13 protein-coding genes are annotated in these 19,253 nt (G+C 70.6%); 8 read left to right on the forward strand and 5 right to left on the reverse strand.

Translation table 11 applies throughout. The features are described from left to right. Window positions 1–12 precede the first annotated feature (12 nt). From SSP08S_RS23785 to SSP08S_RS23795, 3 genes are all read right to left on the reverse strand, one after another. Window positions 13–1,584 carry a DEAD/DEAH box helicase gene (locus tag SSP08S_RS23785; protein WP_019070144.1) on the reverse strand — a complete coding sequence of 524 codons (1,572 nt, stop codon included), beginning with the start codon at window positions 1,582–1,584 and terminating at the stop codon, window positions 13–15. A 177-nt stretch (window positions 1,585–1,761) separates the two neighbouring features. Beyond that, window positions 1,762–1,965: a cold-shock protein gene (locus tag SSP08S_RS23790; RefSeq protein WP_019056860.1), complete on the reverse strand. Its 204-nt coding sequence runs from the start codon at window positions 1,963–1,965 to the stop codon at window positions 1,762–1,764. A gap of 253 nt (window positions 1,966–2,218) precedes the next feature. Further along, window positions 2,219–10,024: a type I polyketide synthase gene (locus SSP08S_RS23795; RefSeq protein WP_043259625.1), complete on the reverse strand. Its 7,806-nt coding sequence runs from the start codon at window positions 10,022–10,024 to the stop codon at window positions 2,219–2,221. 83 nt (window positions 10,025–10,107) lie between these two features. Here SSP08S_RS23795 and SSP08S_RS23800 point away from each other — a divergent pair, with 83 nt between their 5' ends. Next, a complete protein-coding gene (locus SSP08S_RS23800) occupies window positions 10,108–10,545 on the forward strand; it encodes a hypothetical protein (protein ID WP_019070145.1) in 438 nt (145 codons plus the stop codon). Here the strand turns inward: SSP08S_RS23800 and SSP08S_RS23805 are convergent, their stop codons facing one another. After that, on the reverse strand, window positions 10,546–11,352 hold the full coding sequence (locus tag SSP08S_RS23805; RefSeq protein ID WP_019070146.1) for a class II aldolase/adducin family protein: 807 nt from the start codon (window positions 11,350–11,352) through the stop codon (window positions 10,546–10,548). A gap of 119 nt (window positions 11,353–11,471) precedes the next feature. After that, a complete protein-coding gene (locus SSP08S_RS23810) occupies window positions 11,472–11,921 on the reverse strand; it encodes an Lrp/AsnC family transcriptional regulator (protein ID WP_019070147.1) in 450 nt (149 codons plus the stop codon). 180 nt (window positions 11,922–12,101) lie between these two features. Here SSP08S_RS23810 and SSP08S_RS23815 point away from each other — a divergent pair, with 180 nt between their 5' ends. The 7 genes from SSP08S_RS23815 to SSP08S_RS23845 all read left to right on the forward strand — a co-directional run bounded on the left by SSP08S_RS23815 (window position 12,102) and on the right by SSP08S_RS23845 (window position 19,008). After that, the gene (locus SSP08S_RS23815) at window positions 12,102–13,250 is read left to right on the forward strand and encodes an acyl-CoA dehydrogenase family protein (protein ID WP_019070148.1); all 1,149 of its coding nucleotides are present in this window, start codon (window positions 12,102–12,104) and stop codon (window positions 13,248–13,250) included. Window positions 13,251–13,305: 55 nt separating this feature from the next. Further along, complete coding sequence (locus tag SSP08S_RS23820; RefSeq protein WP_019070149.1) at window positions 13,306–14,067, forward strand: SDR family NAD(P)-dependent oxidoreductase; 762 nt, start codon at window positions 13,306–13,308, stop codon at window positions 14,065–14,067. A gap of 43 nt (window positions 14,068–14,110) precedes the next feature. Beyond that, the gene (locus tag SSP08S_RS23825; protein WP_019070150.1) at window positions 14,111–15,247 is read left to right on the forward strand and encodes a thiamine pyrophosphate-dependent dehydrogenase E1 component subunit alpha; all 1,137 of its coding nucleotides are present in this window, start codon (window positions 14,111–14,113) and stop codon (window positions 15,245–15,247) included. Window positions 15,248–15,255: 8 nt separating this feature from the next. After that, window positions 15,256–16,212 (forward strand): alpha-ketoacid dehydrogenase subunit beta, encoded by a 957-nt coding sequence (locus tag SSP08S_RS23830; RefSeq protein ID WP_043259646.1) that lies wholly within the window; start codon window positions 15,256–15,258, stop codon window positions 16,210–16,212. A 13-nt stretch (window positions 16,213–16,225) separates the two neighbouring features. Further along, window positions 16,226–17,533, forward strand: a complete 1,308-nt coding sequence (locus SSP08S_RS23835; RefSeq protein WP_019070152.1) for a dihydrolipoamide acetyltransferase family protein — start codon at window positions 16,226–16,228, stop codon at window positions 17,531–17,533. A gap of 130 nt (window positions 17,534–17,663) precedes the next feature. Next, window positions 17,664–18,359 carry an alpha/beta fold hydrolase gene (locus tag SSP08S_RS23840; protein ID WP_019070153.1) on the forward strand — a complete coding sequence of 232 codons (696 nt, stop codon included), beginning with the start codon at window positions 17,664–17,666 and terminating at the stop codon, window positions 18,357–18,359. A 64-nt stretch (window positions 18,360–18,423) separates the two neighbouring features. Further along, entirely contained in the window at window positions 18,424–19,008 is a 585-nt protein-coding gene (locus SSP08S_RS23845; RefSeq protein ID WP_019070154.1) for a helix-turn-helix domain-containing protein, read from the forward strand. The last annotated feature ends 245 nt before the right edge of the window (window positions 19,009–19,253 follow it).

Consider the following 19,253-nt stretch of genomic DNA (forward strand, 5'->3'; position numbering starts at 1 on the left):
CCGAGTTGATCCCTATGCCGCGGGGCCGAAGGACGAGCGTCGCTGTCCCCTGCCGCTTCCGCCGGCACCGCCGCTGCCGCCACTGCGGCGGGCCGTGCCGCCGCCGGTCCGGCCCTCGCCGGCCGGACGGCCACGGCGGCCGCGCGACGACGAGGAGGAGGGGCTGCGGCGGGCACGCTCGCGCTGCTCCACGACCGGGGCGGTGATGACGACCGGGACGCCGGAGGGGGCCTGGGCGCCGGTGATCCGGGTCAGCTCCTCCTCGCCCGACCGTACCGAGGTGACCTCGGCGGTCACGCCGGCCATGGTCATCAGACGGGTGAAGTCACGGCGCTGGTCGGGGGTGACCAGCGTCACGACACTGCCGGACTCGCCCGCACGTGCCGTACGGCCGCCGCGGTGCAGATAGTCCTTGGGGTCGGTGGGCGGGTCGACGTTGACGACCAGGTCGAGGTTGTCGACGTGAATGCCGCGCGCCGCGACGTTGGTCGCGACCAGCGCCGTCACATGCCCGTCCTTGAACTGCGCGAGGGTGCGGGTGCGCTGCGGCTGGGACTTGCCGCCGTGCAGCCCGGCCGCGCGGACGCCGTTGTTCAGCAGGTGCTTGACCAGCTTGTCCACCGCGTGCTTGGTGTCCAGGAACATGATGACCCGGCCGTCGCGCGCCGCGATCTCGGTGGTCGCCCGCTGCTTGTCCGTGCCGTGGACGTGCAGGACGTGGTGCTCCATCGTCGTGACCGCGCCCTGGGAGGGGTCGACGGAGTGGACGACGGGGTCGGTCAGGTAGCGGCGGACCAGGAGGTCCACGTTGCGGTCCAGGGTGGCCGAGAACAGCATCCGCTGGCCGCCCGTCTGCACCTGGTCCAGCAGACCGGTGACCTGGGGCATGAAGCCCATGTCGGCCATCTGGTCGGCCTCGTCGAGGACGGTGATGGTGACGTTGTCGAGACGGCAGTCGCCGCGGTCGATCAGGTCCTTGAGACGTCCGGGCGTCGCGACCACGACCTCCGCGCCACCGCGCAGTGCCCCGGCCTGGCGGCCGATCGACATACCGCCGACGACGGTCGTCATCCGCACGCTGACGGCACGGGCGTACGGGGTGAGCGCGTCGGTGACCTGCTGGGCCAGCTCGCGGGTCGGGACGAGGACGAGCGCGAGCGGCTGACGCGGCTCGGCCCGACGGCCCGCCGTACGGGCCAGCATCGCCAGGCCGAAGGCGAGGGTCTTGCCGGAGCCGGTACGGCCGCGGCCGAGGACGTCGCGCCCGGCAAGGGAGTTGGGGAGGGTCGTCGCCTGGATCGGGAACGGGACGGTGACGCCCTCGTGGCCGAGCGCGGCCAACAGCTTGGCGGGCATGTCGAGTTCGGCGAACGACTCCACGGCGGGCAGGCCGGGGGTCACCGTCTTCGGCAGCGCGAACTCGCCCTGCAGCGCGACCGGTCGGCCGCCGCCGCCCTTGGAGCGGCGCGGAGCGCCCGAGCGATTGCCGGACGGAGCCGCCGAGCGGTAGCCGCCGCTCTTTCCGGATTCCGGATTTCCATTGCGCTTTCGCGCGAAGCGATCATTTGTACGTGCGCGGTTCAATGTGGAACCTTCCTTGATATGGCACGTATCAAGGAATTCCCGCGGTAATTGAACGGCGCAGAGAATCGCAAGAACGAGCCGGTGGCTTCGGCGGAATATCGCCGAAGCATGGAAAATGCAGCGAGCTGGGGCCCGCACCCCAAGGTGCGGGCCCCAGCTGCGAAGTTAACGTCGGTGTTACGCAGGGACGATGTTCTCGGCCGTCGGGCCCTTCTGGCCCTGCGCGATGTCGAAGGTCACCTTCTGACCCTCCTGCAGCTCGCGGAAGCCCTGGGCGGCGATGTTCGAGTAGTGGGCGAAGACGTCAGCGCCGCCGCCGTCCTGCTCGATGAAGCCGAAACCCTTTTCCGCGTTGAACCACTTCACGGTGCCACTGGCCATTTTGTTCTCCTTCGGGGCGGTCAGCGGAGTCCGCACTGTGCGGGCTCCGTGTCGCCGTGATGATCACCCCGCCGGAAGAAAAACCGGACACACAAAAAAATGCTCCACCGCCTCGGAGGGCGGTGCGGGCATCTGAAGGGTTTGGCAACCACAACTGCAACTGAGATCAATAGTAGCACGGTGCGATCGTGAGTGTGCGGCCGTGAATTCCGTTTCTCATGCCGCGAACACAGATATTCGCTCTCCCGCCGGGCTATGCGAGGCCTTCGATCCAGTCGCGCACCGCCTTGGCCGTGGTCGGCGCGTCCCCTTCGAGCAGGCTGAGATGAGTGCCGGGCGCATCCGCAGTGTCCCGCACGCCGGGCCAGGACGACCGCCACGCCTGCGGCATGTCCGCCAGCGGCGCGGAGGCCCGCACCAACAGGCTTGGCACCCGCGTGGGTTCGGGCCGCCAGCCACGGAACATCCGCGTGTACGCGCCCAGCGACAGCAGTGTCAGATCGTCCACCAGAGTGTCGAATCTCTCGCCGGCCGCCAGCGGAATCCGGGCGGGCAGGGACAGCAGCCACGGCTCGGCCTCCCGGTCCGGGGTGATCTGGTACGAGTCGATCAGCACGAGTCCGGCCGGGGGAGCGCCGAGACCCGCCAGGTGCGCGGTGAGCGCGTGCGCGGCCGAACCGCCTATGGAATGACCGACCACTACATAGGGGCGATCCCCGAGCTGGTGTCGCACGGTCACGGCGAGCGACGCGGTCAGCGTCTCCAGATCCCGTGGCACCGCGTCCCCGTGATCGACCCCGGCGTGCCGCACCTCGAACACGTCCCGCTCACCCTCGAAGCAGGCGGCGAGCCCGGCGTACCAGGGCCGGCCCAGGTTGGAGGCGAAGCCGGGAACACAGACCAGGGCCGGCCCCCGGGTGCCCGAGGCGAGCCGCAGCGGCGGCAGCGTGTGCCGGGCGGCCTCCTCCGGGCCGAAGGCGGTGGCGCCGAGGGAAGCGGTCACCAGCAGATGCATGGCCGATACGACATCACCGGTTTCGCACACCTGCCGGTACAGGGCCGGCAGCGACTGCCCGGCTCCGCGACCGCGCCCACCGGACCGCGCCGGTGCCGGTGCCGGGACGCTTGCGTCGGCGGGCTCGTCGGGCAGTGTGCCGCGCAACTCGCCGTACAGGTGCTCGGCGAGCTGGTCGGTGTCCGGCCAGTCGTAGGCCACGGTGACCGCCAGCGGTGTCCCGGTCAGCAGGCTCAGCCGGTTGCAGAGCATGACGCTCATCAGGGAGTCGAGGCCCAGTTCCGTGAAGTCCCGGTCCACGGCGTCGACTTCGGTGTGTCCGAGCACGGCGGCGACCTCGGTACGGACGAGTGACCGCAAGGCGGGCAACCGCTCGGACGGGCACAGGGCCGCGAGTCGGCTCCGCCAGGATCCGGCGCTGTCGTCCGGCACCCCGACGCCACCCGTGCTCGCTGCGACGGCCGAGGGCCGGCCCGCGCGCAACAGCTCGCGCAGCGGTGGCGGGACGACTGTCCCGGCCGAGACCGCCTTCGGCGAGCGGTCCAACGGCAGTGGCGCGAGGACCGGTTCGACACTGCCCAGCGCGGCGTCGAAGAGCGCGAACGCCTGCTCCGGAGAGACCGCGCGAACCGGTCCGCCGTGCACTCGGCCGCTGCGCGCCGCCATACCCTCCTCGTCCGCCCACGCGCCCCAGACCAACGACAGTGCGGGCAGGCCCAGTTGGGAGCGGTGGTGCGCGAGCGCGTCCAGGAAGGAGTTCGCCGCCGCGTAATTGGCCTGTCCCGGATTGCCCAGCAGCCCGGCCGCCGACGAGAACAGCACGAATCGCGCCAGCGGCAGATCCTTCGTCGACTCGTGCAACTGCCAGGCCGCATCGACCTTCGGCCGCAGCACCGCCGCCAGCCGCTCAGGTGTCATCGACGCCAACACGCCGTCGTCCAGCACCCCGGCCGCGTGCACTACGGCGGTCAGGTCGGGCCCGAACGCCTTGAGCACGGGGGCGAGTTGGTCCCGCTCGGTGATGTCGCAGGCCACCAGATCCACTTGAGCGCCCGCTTGTTGCAGATCCTCACGCAACTGCCGGGCGCCCGGCGCCTGTTCGCCGCGTCGACTGAGGAGGACGAGCCGCCGTACTCCGTGCCGTTCGACGAGATGCCGGGCCAGCATCGCCCCGAGGGATCCGGTGCCGCCGGTGATGAGGACGGTGCCGCCGGCGAGCGAGCCCTCGGCCTCGGAAGGGGGCGCGGCTGCCAGCCGGGGCACGCTCAACACGCCGTCGCGTATGGCGATTTGGGGTTCGCCCGTGGCGAGCGCGGCGGGCAGCTGTCGTAGGGACTCGGGGTGGTCGTCCACATCCACGAGGGTGAGGCGCCCGGGGTACTCGGCCTGTGCGGTTCGGAGCAGGCCCCAGACCGTGGCGGCGGGCAGGTCGGGAGACGGTGCGGCGGCGCCGCGCGTGACCACGGCCAGGTGTCCGGAACCGGCGAGGTGCGTTTGCAGCAACTGCATTGCTCGTACGGTGAGTTGGTGTGCCTCCGTGACCGGGTCCGTGTCCTGGTCGCCGGGAGCGGTCAAGGAGGCGACTGTCGTCTCCGGTGTCTCCTCGTCGTCGGCGGAGGCGAGGAACGCGGCCAGGTTCAGATCGTCCGTCTGTGACACGTCCACGGCAGGCACCTCACCAGCAGCGGGCACCTTCGTCCACCGCAGCCGGTACAGCTCCCCGGCCGGAGCAGGACCGATCTCCGGTGCCGGGCGGGTCGTCATCGACTCCAGGTGGGCCACGGGTGCGCCGGTCGGGGTCGCGAGATCTAGGGTGATCGTGTCCGGGCCGGGCCTCGTCATGCGGACGCGCAGTGCCGTCGCGCCTGTGGCGTGCACGGTCAGGCCCCGCCAGGCGAATGGCAGCCTGGCCGGACCGGTGGGCGGTTCGGCGAGCAGCCCCGGGTGCAGGGCGGCGTCCAGCAGCGCCGGGTGGAGGACATGGCGCCGGACGTCCGCGACGGGCAACGGGCCTACCTCGGCGAAGAGTTCCTCGTCCCGCCGCCACAACGCGGTGACCCCTTGGAACGCCGGACCGTACGCCAGCCCGGCCGCGGCCACCCGGTCGTAGGCCTCGGAGAGATCCACCCGTGTGGCGCCCGTCGGCGGCCACACGGTGAGCGGGTCGGCCAGGACACCCGGCACGATCGGGCCGAGCCGGCCGGTCGCGTGCTGTGTCCAGGCGCCGAGCGCCCCGGACTCCTCGGGCCGCGCGTACACGTCCGCCGCGCGGCACCCGGAGTCGTCCGGCTCACCCAGCACCACCTGGACCTGGACGCCCTCTTCGTCGTCGTCGGGCAGGAACAGCGGGTTCAGCAGGGCGAGTTCCTCCAGTACGGCCAGCCCGCACAGGTCGCCCGCGTGCAGCACGAGGTCCGCGAAGGCCGCGCCCGGTACGAGGGTGTGTCCGCCCACGACGTGATCCCGCAACCAAGGTTGAGCCGCACCGGACAACCGGCCGCCGCACAGCAGCCGTTCCGTACCCGGCACCGTGACCGCCTGCGTCACCAGCGGGTGCCCGGAACCGGCGGTCGTGTCGCTGCTGGTGTCGGGCAGCCAGTAGCGCTGCCGCTGGAAGGGATAGGTCGGCAGGTCGTCGACCCGTCGGGCGCCGCTGCCCGCGTAGACCCGACGCCAGTCCAACCGCGCGCCGTGCACGTGGAGTTGGCCGAGCGCGTCGTACAGAGTCCGCGGCTCGGCGCTTCCCCGCCGAGCCGTCGCGACGAAGAGGAGTTCCTTGCCGGCGCCGGCAGCCTGGGCGGTGAGGTGGGCGTCCGGGCCGACCTCGGCGAACGCGGTCACCCGTCCGTCGTGCGCCAGCCAGTTGACGGCGTCCCCGAACCGCACGGCCTCACGGGCGTGCCGTACCCAGTAGGCGGCCGAGCGCAGTTCCTCCCCGGTGGCCGGAAGCCCGGTCAGGCCCGACAGCACCGGAATGTTGGGGGTGCCGTACGTCAACTCACCCGCGACTCGGCCGAATTCGGCGAGCATCGGTTCCATCTGTGGGGAGTGGAAGGCGTGGCTGACCCGTAGCCGGACAGTACGGCGGCCTCGTACGGCGAAGCGTTCAGCGAGCGCGAGGACCGGGTGCTCCGCGCCGGAGACGACGACCGCGCGCGGGCCGTTGACGGCCGCGATCGCGACCCCCTCGGTCAACTCGGCTGTCACCTCTGCCTCGGTGGCGTCGAGCGCCACCATGGCGCCGCCCTCCGGCAGTTCCCGCATCAACCTCCCCCGGGCCGCGACCAGTTCGACGGCGTCCGCCTCGGACAGCACGCCCGCGCAGTGGGCCGCCGCCAGCTCGCCGACCGAGTGCCCGGCCAGGAAGTCCGGGCGTACACCCCAGGAAGTGAGCAGCCGGAAGACGGACACCTCGTAGGTGAACAGGGCGGCCTGGGCGAAGTCCGTGCGGTCCAGGAGGGCGGCTTTGTCCGCGTCCCAGAGCACTGAGCGCAGCGGGTGTTCCAGGTGGGTGTCGAAGCGTGTGCACAGGGCGTCGAAAGCGGTCGCGAACACCGGGAAGGAGTCGTACAACTCCCTTGCCATGCCGGTCCGTTGGGCGCCCTGGCCCGTGAACAACAGGGCCAGGCGGGCGGCTGTGTGCGGGGGAGCGGACTCCGTCAGGGCGTCGAGGGCGGTCAGGGTCGTCGCTCGGTCGCTCGCGGTGACGGCCGCGCGATGGGGGAGTCCGGACCGGCTGATGGCTTGGGTGAACGCCACGTCCAGCAGAGGGAGTTCGGGGTGCTCGCGGAGGAAGGCCGCGGTGCGTGCGGCCTGTGCCCGGAGGGCGGACGGGGTGGCGGCCGAGAGCAGCAATGGGGGTGTCACCGCGTTGCGCGGGGATGGTGGGACGTCTGCTGCTTCCGCCTCCTCCAGGATCACGTGCGCGTTGGTCCCGCCGATGCCGAACGCCGAGACCGCCGCCCGCCTCGGCCGTCCGGGCTCGGGCCGCCACTCCTCGTCCTGGGTCAGCAGCCGTACCGTGCCCGACGACCAGTCCACGTGCGGGGACGGCTCGTCGGCGTGCAGGGTGCGGGGGAGTCGGTCGTGGTGCATCGCCAGCACCGTCTTGATGACACCGCCGACCCCGGCCGCCGCCTGGGTGTGTCCGAGGTTGGACTTCAACGAGCCCAGCCACAGCGGGCGTTGGGGGCGGCGGTCCTGGCCGTAGGTGGCGAGGAGCGCGTGTGCCTCGATCGGGTCGCCGAGCGCGGTGCCCGTGCCGTGTGCCTCCACGGTGTCGATGTCGCCCGGGGACAGCCCCGCGTCGGCCAGTGCCGCGTGGATCACCCGTTGCTGTGCGGGGCCGTTGGGGGCGGTGAGGCCGTTGGACGCGCCGTCGGAGTTGACGGCCGAGCCGCGCAGCACGGCGAGTACGGGGTGGCCGTTGCGGCGTGCGTCCGAGAGTCGTTCCAGCAGGACCAGGCCGACGCCCTCGCCCCACGCGGTGCCGTCGGCCGCCACCGAGAAGGGCTTGCAGCGGCCGTCCGGGGCCAGCCCGCGCAGTCTGCTGAACGCGATGAACGGGCCGGGCGACGACATGACCGTGACTCCGCCGGCCAGCGCGAGAGAGCACTCCCCGTCGCGCAGGGACCGTACGGCGGAATGCATCGCGACCAGCGACGACGAGCACGCGGTGTCCACGGTCACGGCGGGGCCGCGCAGCCCCAGCGTGTAGGCGATACGGCCGGAGGCCACGCTGCCGGCCGAGCCGAGGGCGAGATGCGCCTCCAACTCGTGCCCGCCGTGGTGCAGTCGGCTCGCGTAGGTGGCGTGCATGACGCCCACGAAGACACCGGTGTCGCTGTCGCGCAGACCGGCCGGGTCCAGCCCCGCCCGCTCCAGCAGCTCCCAACTCGTCTCCAGGAGCAGCCGTTGCTGGGGGTCGGTGGCCAGGGCTTCGCGGGGTGACATGGCGAAGAAGGCCGCGTCGAAGTCGGCCGCGTCGTGCAGGAAACCGCCCCGGCGGGTGACCGACTTGCCCAGGCGGTCGGGGTCCGGGTCGTACAGGTCGGCCACGTTCCAGCCGCGGTCGGTGGGGAAGTCGGAGGTCGCGTCGGTGCCGTCGGCGACCAGTCGCCACAGGTCCTCCGGGGACTCCACCCCGCCCGGATAGCGGCAGGCCATGGCGACGACGGCGATGGGCTCCCCGGGGTCGCTCGCGGAAGTGCGCGCGGGCGCCGGGTGGCTCTCGCCGTGCAACGCGTCCCGCACCAGGTCCGCCACGGCAGTGGGCGTGGGGTGGTCGAAGACCAGCGTCGCGGGCAGCGCGAGACCGGTCGCCGTGCCCAGCCGGTCGCGCAGCAGGACGGCGCCGAGCGAGGTCAACCCCTGGGCGCTGAACGGTACTTCGGGGTCAAGTTCCGGTAGGGGGACGTCGAGGGTCCGTGCCGTCACGCCGAGGACCAGGTCGAGTACGGCGTCGGACGCGGCGGCGAGCCGCTCGCGCAGCGCGGCCGAGGCGGCCGTACGTTCCGCGGCGAGGCGCTCCGGCAACTCCTCGACGAGCACGGCGCGGGCGATCTTCCCGGACGCGGTACGGGGGAGGGACGCGGTCGGATAGATCTCGTCCGGCACCTTGAACCCGGACAACCGCTCTCGGCAGGCGGCGAGCGCGCGCTCCGTGTCGACGCCATCCGGGCCGGGCACGACGAAGGCCACCGGCACTTCGCCGAGCACATCGTGGCGCCGGCCGACGACCGCGGCGTCGACGATGTCGGGGCGGGCCAGCAACACCCGTTCCACCTCGGACGGGTTGATGTTCACACCGCCCCGGATGATGAGTTCCTTGACCCTGCCGGTGACATGGAGATGGCCGTTCGCGTCGCGCCGGCCGAGGTCCCCGGTGCGGTACCAGCCGTCGATGAACGCCTCAGCGGTCGCCTCCGGACGGTTGTGATAGCCGGCCATCAGCCCGGGACCGCGCACCCAGATCTCGCCCTCGTCCCCGTCGCCGGCCTCGGCACCGGTGGACGGATCGGTGATCCGGACGTCCAGCACCAGCAGCGGAAAACCGCGCGAGAGGTCGTCACGCGGGCTGTCCAGCCGCTCGAGCGCGATCTTCCCGCAGGTCTCCGTGGAGCCGTACCCGTCGAGCAGAGGAGCGCCCAGGATCCGCTCGGCCTCGGCCCGCAACTCGGGCGAACAGGGAGCCCCGCCGCTGACACACACCCGCAGCGACGCGGGCACCGGACGTGCCGTCTCGCGCAGTGACTCCAGCAGCAGACGATAGGTGGCGGGCACCCCACCCAGGACGGTGAACGGCTCTGCGGCGAGCGCCTCGGCGACATTCGCGCCCGGCCCGAGGACACGCGCCGTCGCGCCGACCGAGACGACACCCAGCAGGCACACGGAGTGGCCGAGGGCATGGAACATCGGCAACGGCCAGAGCAGTAGGTCCTGTTGCTCCAGCCCGTACGCCGATACGTACGCCTTCTCCACCGACCACAGCGCGGAACGCTGCGTGGAGACCACGCCCTTGCTCTGCCCGGTGGTGCCCGACGTGTAGTGGATCCAGGCCGGCTCGTCGAGCCCGAGGTCGTCACGGGCGGCCGTACCCGAATCCGTTCCGGCCAGATCCTCGAAGTCGAGGGTGCCGTCGGCGAGTTCGTCCCGTCCGACGACGATCACCTGTCGTACGGCGGCCAGTTGGGCATCCGGCGCCTCCGTCACGATCGCGACGGCGCCGCTGTCGTCGAGGAAGTACGCCAACTCCTCTTCCGACGCGGCCGAGTTGAGCAGCACGCCGATCGCCCCGGCGCGCAACACGCCGAGCCAGGCCTCGACCAGCTCCACCCGGTTGCCCAGATGGATCGCGACCCGGTCCCCGCGCCCCACCCCGAGCCGTACCAGATGGCCCGCGAGCCGGGTGGTGCGTTGCTCCAACTCCCGGTAGGTGACGGCGCGTCGGTCGTCCAGATAGGCGGTCTTGTCGCCGATCCGATTCGAGTGCTCCCGCAGAATGCCGGGCAGCGTGCGTGTCAACTCGTCGTCGGAAACGGCCATTTCCACCCCAATGTTCACCAACCCCGAGTGGCAACCGTACGACAGGCGTCCTCCGGAACCCGGGATCGGGCAGGATCTACGGCATGGCGATGTGCGACTACTACTCCGCCGCGAGCGACGAGGCCGCCGTCGGAGTCCTCGACGCACCGGGCGGACCGGATCCGTCGGTCTTCGACGTGCTGTCCCTGAAGGGCATCGACCCGGTGGTCGTCATGGCGCGGCTCGAAGGCCTCCTCACGGACTGCGCCTACGAGGAGGCACGCGCCCGCCCGCGCTCCGGGCAACTGCTCTCGGACCCCGAGGCCGAAGCCGCCTTCGTCATCAGCGTCTCCGACACGCTCCGGGACGCGCTGGCCTCGGCAACGGATGGCCAACTGGGCCTGGTGGCGGGGCCGTTCGGGGCCGTGGAGGAAGTGGGTCTGCCGCCTGCCGAGGCGCTGGAGCTGCTTCGGCTGCTGTCCGGGCTGGCCCGGCGGGCCGTGGCGGAGAACCGGCGACTGTACTGCTGGTGGGCCCTCTGATCACTTCAGTACGTCGGGCTCCTCCTCCACGACAAGGTCGGCCAGGAGATTGAAGTTGTGCTGTGCCATGTTGGCGTTGCTGAACTGCCGGTGCGCCAGGGTCACTTCCTCCTCGGTCATGATCCGGGGCGTCCCGGCGGCGTCGGCGAGCAGCTGCATCTGGCAGGCGCGCTCCATGGTGATGAACCACCACGCGGCCTCCTCGACCGACCGCCCGACGGTAAGCAGGCCGTGATGCCGGAGAATGGCCGCCCTCCGGTCGCCGAGCCGGACGGCGATGCGCTCGCCCTCGGACTTCTCGAGGACCAGACCCTTGTACTCGTCGAACAGGACATGGTCCTCGTAGAAGGCGCAGGACTCCTGCACGATCGGGTCCAGGGGCTTGTCCAGTGAGGCGAAGGCCCTGCCGTGGATGGTGTGGGCGTGTGCCACCGCCACGACGTCCGGGCGGGCGTGGTGGATGGAGGAGTGGATCCAGAAGGCCGCCTTGTTGGTCCTGCGGTCGCCCTCGATCACCCGGCCCTCCTCGTCGATGAGGAGCAGGTCGCTGACGCGGATCCTGGAGAAGTGCACCGCGTACGGGTTGACCCAGAACCGGTCCGGGAACTCGGGGTCCCGTGCGGTGATGTGTCCGGCGATGCCCTCGTCGAAGCCGTAGCGGGCGAAGATCCGGAACGCGGCGGCCAACTGCCGCTTGCGGTGCGCACGTTCGGCCTCGATGGTGTCGCGGCTCTCCGCGAGGCGAGGAATGTCGAGTTCCTCGGTGTTGTCGAAGTCGATGTCGTTGCTGCCGGTGGTGACGGACATCAGCACGTCCTTTCCGGTGCGAGGTCACGAGGAATTTCTTTCAGGCTGCAACCATCCTCGACCTGATGTCAACCTCAGAGGCAACTTATGTTGCCTCAGTGGCAGATTATGCGTTCTCTTCAGTCGCCCCTCCGCCAAGCGCCCAGCACCATGAGCGTCTTGGTGCCGATCACCGCGCCCGTGCGCCGGAGGCGGTCGATGACATCTCTCAGGTGCTGCACGTCGGTCACCCGGACGCGGACCAGGGCGTCGGGGTCGCCCGCGACGGTGAAGACCTCCTGGGCCTCCGGGACGCTGGTGGCGGCCATGGTGATGGCCTCGACCTTGACGTCACCGGCGAACCGCAGCTCGACGAAGGCCTCGAATCCGGCGCCGAGTTTTCCGTGGTCGAGGGTGACCGTGTAGCCCGCGATGACACCGACCCGCTCCAGCCGGTCGACCCGGCGCTTGACCGCCGACGGGGAGAGGCTGACCCGTTCCGCGATCTCCGTCATCGTCCGGCGGCCGTCCTCGACCAGTAGATCCAGAATCGCGCGGTCGACGCTGTCGATGAGTCCCGTGTCGGTCATGTCCCGTCCTCCTGGTGGCGCCCGTTCTTTGCGGGAAACTTTGATGTGAGTCCAGTTTCTTGCATCGTGTGCAAGATACCTGCAACTTAATTGCCTGCCGCTGGGTCCCGCCGCTCCACTGTCCACACCTGCCAACCGGTCGGCGACCGCCGTTCGAGGGCGTGAGAAAGGGACTCAGCGGTGAAAGTTGAGCGCGAACTACCCTCCGGCGAAGCCCACGAGCTGCTGGAGCTGACCGTCGACATCGCGGACAAGGAACTCGCCCCGCGCGCCGCGGAGTTCGAGGAGGAGGGCCGATTCCCCCGCGAGGTGTTCCACGTCCTGGGCGAGACGGGACTGCTGACCCTCCCCTTCGCCGAGGACGTCGGGGGCGGTGGCCAGCCCTACGCCGTCTACCTGCAAGTACTCGAAGAGCTGGCCGCCCGCTGGGCCGCCGTCGCGGTCGGTGTCAGCGTCCACACCCTGTCCTGCCACGCAGTCGCGTCTTTCGGCTCCGCGAGCCAGCGGCAGACGCTGCTCCCGTGGCAGCTGAGCGGCACCGCACTCGGCGCGTACTGCCTGTCCGAGGAGCACGCGGGCTCCGACCCCAGCGCCATCCGTGCCCGCGCGGCACACGACGACGGCGGCGCGTGGGTGGCCCGGGGCACCAAGGCCTGGGTCACCCACGGTGGTGAGGCCGACTTCTACACCGCGTTTCTCCGTACCTCCGACGACCCGCGCAACGGCATCTCCTGCTTCCACGTGGACGCCGGGTCGCCCGGCCTGAGCGCGGGCGCCCCGGAGCGAAAGATGGGGCTGCGCAGCTCGACCACCGCAGTCATGAACTTCGACGACGTGCGCATCCCGGAGGACCGGCTGATCGGCGAGCCCGGCCAGGGTCTCAGGATCGCGCTGTCCGCACTCGACGCGGGACGGCTCGGCATCGCCGCCGTCGCGGTCGGCATCGCGCAGGCGGCCCTCGATCACGCGGTCGAATACGCCCGCGAGCGCCGGACGTTCGGCCGCCGCATCATCGAGCACCAGGGCGTGGGCTTCCTGCTCGCCGACATGGCCGCGCGCACCGAGGCCGCCCGCGCCACCTACCTGGTCGCCGCCCGCCGCAAGGACTCCGGCCGGCCGTTCAGCCGGCAGGCCAGCATCGCCAAACTCATCGCGACCGACACGGCGATGGCCGTGACGACCGACGCCGTCCAGGTCCTCGGCGGTGCCGGATACGTCCGTGAGCACCCCGTGGAGCGCTATATGCGCGAGGCGAAGATCACCCAGATCTTCGAGGGCACCAACCAGATCCAGCGCATGGTCATCGGCCGCCATCTCGCCGGCTCCTGAACGCGCCCTGATTCCAAAGAACTTGAGAAGAACGAATCCGAGAAAGGCGGGCACCGTGGCAGAACACGACGCCGTTGCCGTCATCGTGGGCGGCGGCTCCGGACTGGGCCGGGCGACCGCACACCGGCTGCACCGACAGGGCCGTACGGTCGTGCTGTTGGACCTTCCCGACAGTCAAGGGAAGTCCGCGGCAGCCGCGTTGGGGGAGCGGGCCCACTTCGTCCCGGCCGATGTGACCGATCCGGAACAGGTCCGGCAGGCCTTCGCGGAGGCGGCCGGACACGGGCCGGTGCGCGCGGCGGTCGACTGCGCCGGGATCGCGACCCCCGGCCGCATCCTGGGCAAGCGCGGAACTCTGCCCGCCGAGGACTTCCGCCGCGTGATCGAGATCAACCTGCTCGGCACCTTCCACGTACTCGCCGCGGCTGCCACCGTCATGGCCGGCAACACCCCGGACAACGGCGACCGGGGCGTCATCGTCTGCACCGCGTCGATCGCCGCCTACGACGGACAGATCGGCCAGGTCGCCTACGCGGCGAGCAAGGGCGGGGTGGCCTCCCTGACCCTGGCGGCGGCCCGGGACCTCGCCGACTCGGCCATCCGCGTCGTCACCGTCGCGCCCGGGCTGTTCGACACCCCGCTGCTGTCGGGGCTCCCGGAGAAGGCGCGGACACAGCTGGGGGCGGCCGTACCGCATCCGTCCCGGCTCGGTTCACCGGACGAATACGCCTCCTTGGTCGGCCACATCCTCGACAACCCGATGCTCAACGGCGAGGTCATCCGTCTCGACGGCGCGCTGCGCATGCCCCCGCGCTGAATCCCGCCCCGCCTTCGCCCGTCGCTTGGAAAGAGACCACTTCATGGCACCCACCGAAACCGCGCCGCCGGAGACAGCACCCTCCGACCCGCCGATACAACTGCTCGACCGTTCAGGGAAGTTGAGCACGGACGACCGGCTCCCGCTCGACCTGGCGACCGTCGACCTCGCCACCCTGCACCGCGACATGACCCTCACCCGCCGGCTGGACACGGAGGCCATCGCCCTGCAACGCCAAGGCGAACTGGGCCTGTGGCCCTCACTGCGCGGACAGGAAGCGGCACAGGTCGGCGCGGCACACGCGCTGCGCCGCCAGGACATGGTCTTCCCCACCTACCGCGAGCACGGCGTGGCCTGGTGCCGCGGTCTCGACCCGGTCGCCCTGCTGGGCCTCTTCCGCGGCACCACACTCGGCGGCTGGGACCCCTACGCCCACCACTTCAACCTGTACACCCTGGTCATCGGGGCGCAGACCCTGCACGCGGTGGGCTACGCCATGGGCCTGCACCGGGACGACAGCACCGGGACGGGCGACCCCGACCGCGACACGGCCGTACTGGCGTTCCTCGGCGACGGCGCGCTCAGTGAAGGTGAGACCAACGAGGCGTTCGTCTGGGCCGCCGCGCAGAACCTGCCGGTGGTCTTCTTCTGCCAGAACAACCAGTGGGCCATCTCCGCCCCCTACAGCGTGCAGAGCCGCATCCCCGCGGCCCAACGGGCGGCCGGATACGGCTTTCCGGGCATCCGCGTCGACGGCAACGACGTGCTGGCCTGCCTCGCCGCGACCCGCCAGGCGCTGCACCGGGCACGCTCGGGCGGCGGCCCGACGCTGATCGAGGCCGTCACCTACCGCCTCAACGCCCACACCACCGCCGACGACGCGACCCGCTACCGGCCCGCCGCCGAGACCGAGGACTGGGCGGCCCGGGATCCACTGGAGCGGCTGGAGGCCCATCTGCGGTCCACGGGCGCGGTGACCGACGACCACTTCACCGACCTCGAACAACGCGAACGGGATCTCGCCGAGCAACTGCGCGCCGGTTGCCGCGAGTTGGCCGAGCCCGACCCGGCCTCCCCCTTCGAGCACACCTACGCGCAGATACCCGCCGATCTGCGCCAACAGCTGCGCGAGCACCTGGAGTTCGTCTCCACGGGGCCGCAGGACGGAGAGCGGCAGTGAGCGTCTCCATGGTGAAAGCCCTCAACGACGGCCTGCGCCAAGCCCTGACCGACGACCCCAAAGTCCTGCTCATGGGCGAGGACATCGGCCGGCTCGGCGGTGTGTTCCGCGTGACGGACGGTCTGCGCAAGGACTTCGGCGACCTGCGCGTGGTCGACACCCCACTCGGCGAGGCAGGGATCGTCGGAGCGGCCATCGGACTCGCCATGCGCGGCTACCGGCCCGTCTGCGAGCTCCAGTTCGACGGCTTCGTCTACCCGGCCGCGAACCAGATCATCACCCAGCTCGCCAAACTCCGGCACCGCTCGGCGGGCCGCATCTCCCTGCCCGTGGTGATCCGCATCCCCTACGGCGGCGGCATCGGCTCGATCGAGCACCACTCGGAATCGCCCGAGACGTACTTCGCCCACACGGCCGGGCTCAAGGTGGTGACCTGCTCCACCCCGCACGACGCGTTCCACATGATCCAGCAGGCCGTGGCCGACGACGACCCCGTGGTCTTCCTCGAACCCAAGCGGCACTACTGGACCAAGGGCGAGATCGACCCCTCCTCGCCCCAGCCCCTGGACCGGGCCGTGGTCCGCCCCGAGGGCACGGACGTGACCGTCATCGCATACGGCCCGACCGTGCCCGTCGCCCTGGAGGCGGCCGAGGTTGCGGCGGAGGAGGGGCGCAGCGTGGAGGTCGTAGATCTGCGCAGTCTGTCTCCTTGGGACACCACGACCGTCCGCGCGTCCGTGCACCGTACCGGCCGGGCCGTCGTCGTTCATGAGGCCGCCCACTCCCACGGGTTCGGCGCGGAGGTCGCCGCACGGCTGCAGGACGAGGAGTTCCACTTCCTCGAGGCCCCCGTCGTTCGGGTGACCGGATACGACACCCCCTACCCGCCAAGCCGCCTCGAGTCGGACTGGCTTCCCGGTGTCGACCGGATCCTCAACGCCATTGACCGCAGCCTGAGTTACTAGGAAGGGGCGCACCGTGACGAGCCCGCAGCAGTTCCTGCTCCCCGACGTCGGCGAGGGCCTGACGGAGGCCGAGATCCTCGCCTGGTCGGTCCGGCCCGGCGACACCGTCGAGGTCAACCAGATCATCGTCGAGGTGGAGACGGCCAAGGCCGCCGTAGAACTCCCCTCGCCCTACGCCGGTGTCGTGAGCGCCCTCCACGCGGAAGTCGGGGGGTCCCTGGCGGTCGGCAAGCCGCTGATCACGATCGACACCGGCCCACCGGGGGAGTCGGCGGACGGTCGTGCGACGCGGCAGCCGGAGCCGGAACAGGCCGCGCTGCTGGTCGGATACGGCCCGCAAAGCGGAGGCGCTGGACGTCGCAGAAGGCGCTCCGCCGCACCGCAGCACGGGACTTCGCTGCCCGAGGACCGAGTCGAGGCCGGCCGCCCGGACCAGGTGGTCGAACGACCCGCGGCGAAACCGCCGGTCCGCAAACTCGCCAAGGATCTCGGAGTCGACCTCACCACCGTCACCGCTACCGGCCCCGGGGGCACCATCACCCGCGAAGACGTGCGCGAGGCCGCCGAACGCACGGCCCCGGAGAACGTCCCGGCCCCCGACAAGGCGCGACCCGCCGAGACACGCATACCGATCCGCGGCGTACGCAAGCACACGGCCGCCGCCATGGTCGCCTCCGCCTTCACCGCACCGCACGTCACCGAATTCATCACCGTCGACGTCACCGCCACCATGCGGCTGCGTGAACTCATCGCCGGCAGACGGGAGTTCCGGGACCTGCGGATCACCCCGCTGCTGTTCTTCGCCCGGGCCCTGCTGATCGCGCTGGCCAAGACCCCTGAGGCGAACTCCAGTTGGGACGAGACGGCGCAGGAGATCGTCCTGAAGCACTACGTCAACCTCGGGGTCGCGGCGGCGACGGACCGAGGGCTGGTCGTGCCGAACGTCAAGGGCGCGGACCGCATGTCGTTGCGTGAACTGGCCCAGGCGCTGGCGGACTTGACCGCAACGGCCCGAGCCGGCCGCACCTCCCCGCAGGACATGACGGGTGGAACCATCACGCTCACCAATGTGGGGGTGTTCGGGGTGGACACCGGTACCCCGATCCTGAACCCGGGAGAGGCCGCCATTCTCGCCGTGGGCGCAGTTCGCCGTATGCCGTGGGTGGTCCGGGACGACAACGGGGACGAACGGATCGAGCCCCGCTGGGTGACCCAACTCGCGCTCTCCTTCGACCACCGGCTGATGGACGGCCGCCAGGGCTCCGAACTGCTGGCCGGTGTCGCGGAGATCCTGCACGAACCGGGGCTGGCGCTGCTGTGACGGCGGTGGCGACGGTCGGTGTATCGGCCTGAGAGGCAACTTAATTTGCCTGAGAGGTTGACTTGGGTGAGCTGGACCGTGACTCTGTGGAAAAGGCCGAGGAGGCTTGGAGTCTCAGGAGGAGCGGGCCATGGCAACGTTCGTACTCGTACACGGTTCATGGGGTGGCGGCTGGGTGTGGGACCGGTTGCGCCCCTTGCTGGAGAGCGCGGGCCATACGGTTCTCACCCCCACGCTGGCCGGTCTCGCCGAGCGGCACGAGCTCTCCGCGCCGGACGTCGGGCTGGGTGTCCACGCGCGGGAAATCGCCCAACTCCTCGAATCCGAAGGGGTGCAGGACGCGATCCTCGTCGGGCACAGCTACGGCGGGATGGTGATCACGGGTGCCGCCGCACTCGCCGCCGACCGGGTCGGGCAGGTGGTCTACGCGGACGCCTTCGCCCCCGTGACCGGTGAGTCGGCGTTCGGGATGCTGCCCTGGCTGGAGCCCGCGTTCGCCGAGGCGCGGGGGCCGGCCGAGTGGGAGGTGGCGCCGCTCGACACCGGGGCGCTCGGTGCGGACGAGGAGGGAGCGGCATGGCTGTCGAGCAGGATGACGCCGATGCCGCGGTTCACCCACGAGGAACCGCTCGGACCCGGCAGCGAAGAGGTTCTGGCGGCCAAGCCCGTCACCTATGTCTACTGTGCCGACCAGGACTTCTTCACCGAGGTGGCCGCCGCGGCGGAGAAACGCGGTTTCCGGGTCGTAGCACTGTCCGGCGTCACCCATGTCGGCCTGCTGACGCACCCGGACGGCTTCGCGCAGGAACTGCTGAAGCTCCCGTAGAGGCTCCGTCCGATGTGCCTCGCAGGCGGGTTCAATTACCTCACAGGCATGTTATCGTGCGGGAATGTCGATCGAGGACACTGATCTGTGGGTTGCCCAACGCCTCAAGGACATGCGGAGCGAGCGGGGCATCACCCTGACGACACTGGCCGAACAGACCGGCATTTCCTCGGCGCATCTCTCGCGCCTGGAGAAGGGCGTACGCAAGCCGTCCATCGGCAGCCTGCTGCAGATCGCCCGCGTCTACGGCGTATCCATCAGCGAACTGGTACAGGAACCCGACCAGGACGACTTCCATCTGGTGCGCGCCGACGAGGCGATGACGCGTGAGGGCCAGGACGGCCGCTACACCGTACTGAGCGGGCCGCGCGAAACGATGTCCGTCATCCGGGTCGAATTGACGGCCGGCAAACACACCAAGACCGCACGGCATGTCGGCGAGGAATGGCTGCATGTCGTGTCGGGGGCGATCACTCTCGACATCTCCGGCGTATCGCTGCAACTGAATGCCGGGGACTCGGTGCATTTCGACTCGTCGAAGGAGCACCGTCTCACCAGCGACGACGATGCCGACGCCACCGTACTGATCGCGTCGACGGCGGCAACCGTCCCGATGCGGCACCCCATTCCGGCGTCGCGTCGCAATTAGGCGAACACCCGTTGCCCACCGCGCGGGATTGTGGGACGCCGAAGGGAAAATCGTCGGCAGGGGCGACCTGGCCGCGCAGTTCATCAAGGCCTACGACGCCGGCTGTCGAGGAGAGGGGCAGACGCCGCCTGATCGGTGACCGAGTTGCTCCAGTAGCTGAGGCACGCATTTTCCTTCGGTCGGCCCCGACGACCAAACCCGGGACCGGATCCGGGAGTTGAGGGTGCGCGCTCCGGCCCGCCCCG

The organism is Streptomyces hokutonensis, from assembly GCF_000376565.1.
Classification (GTDB): domain Bacteria; phylum Actinomycetota; class Actinomycetes; order Streptomycetales; family Streptomycetaceae; genus Streptomyces; species Streptomyces hokutonensis.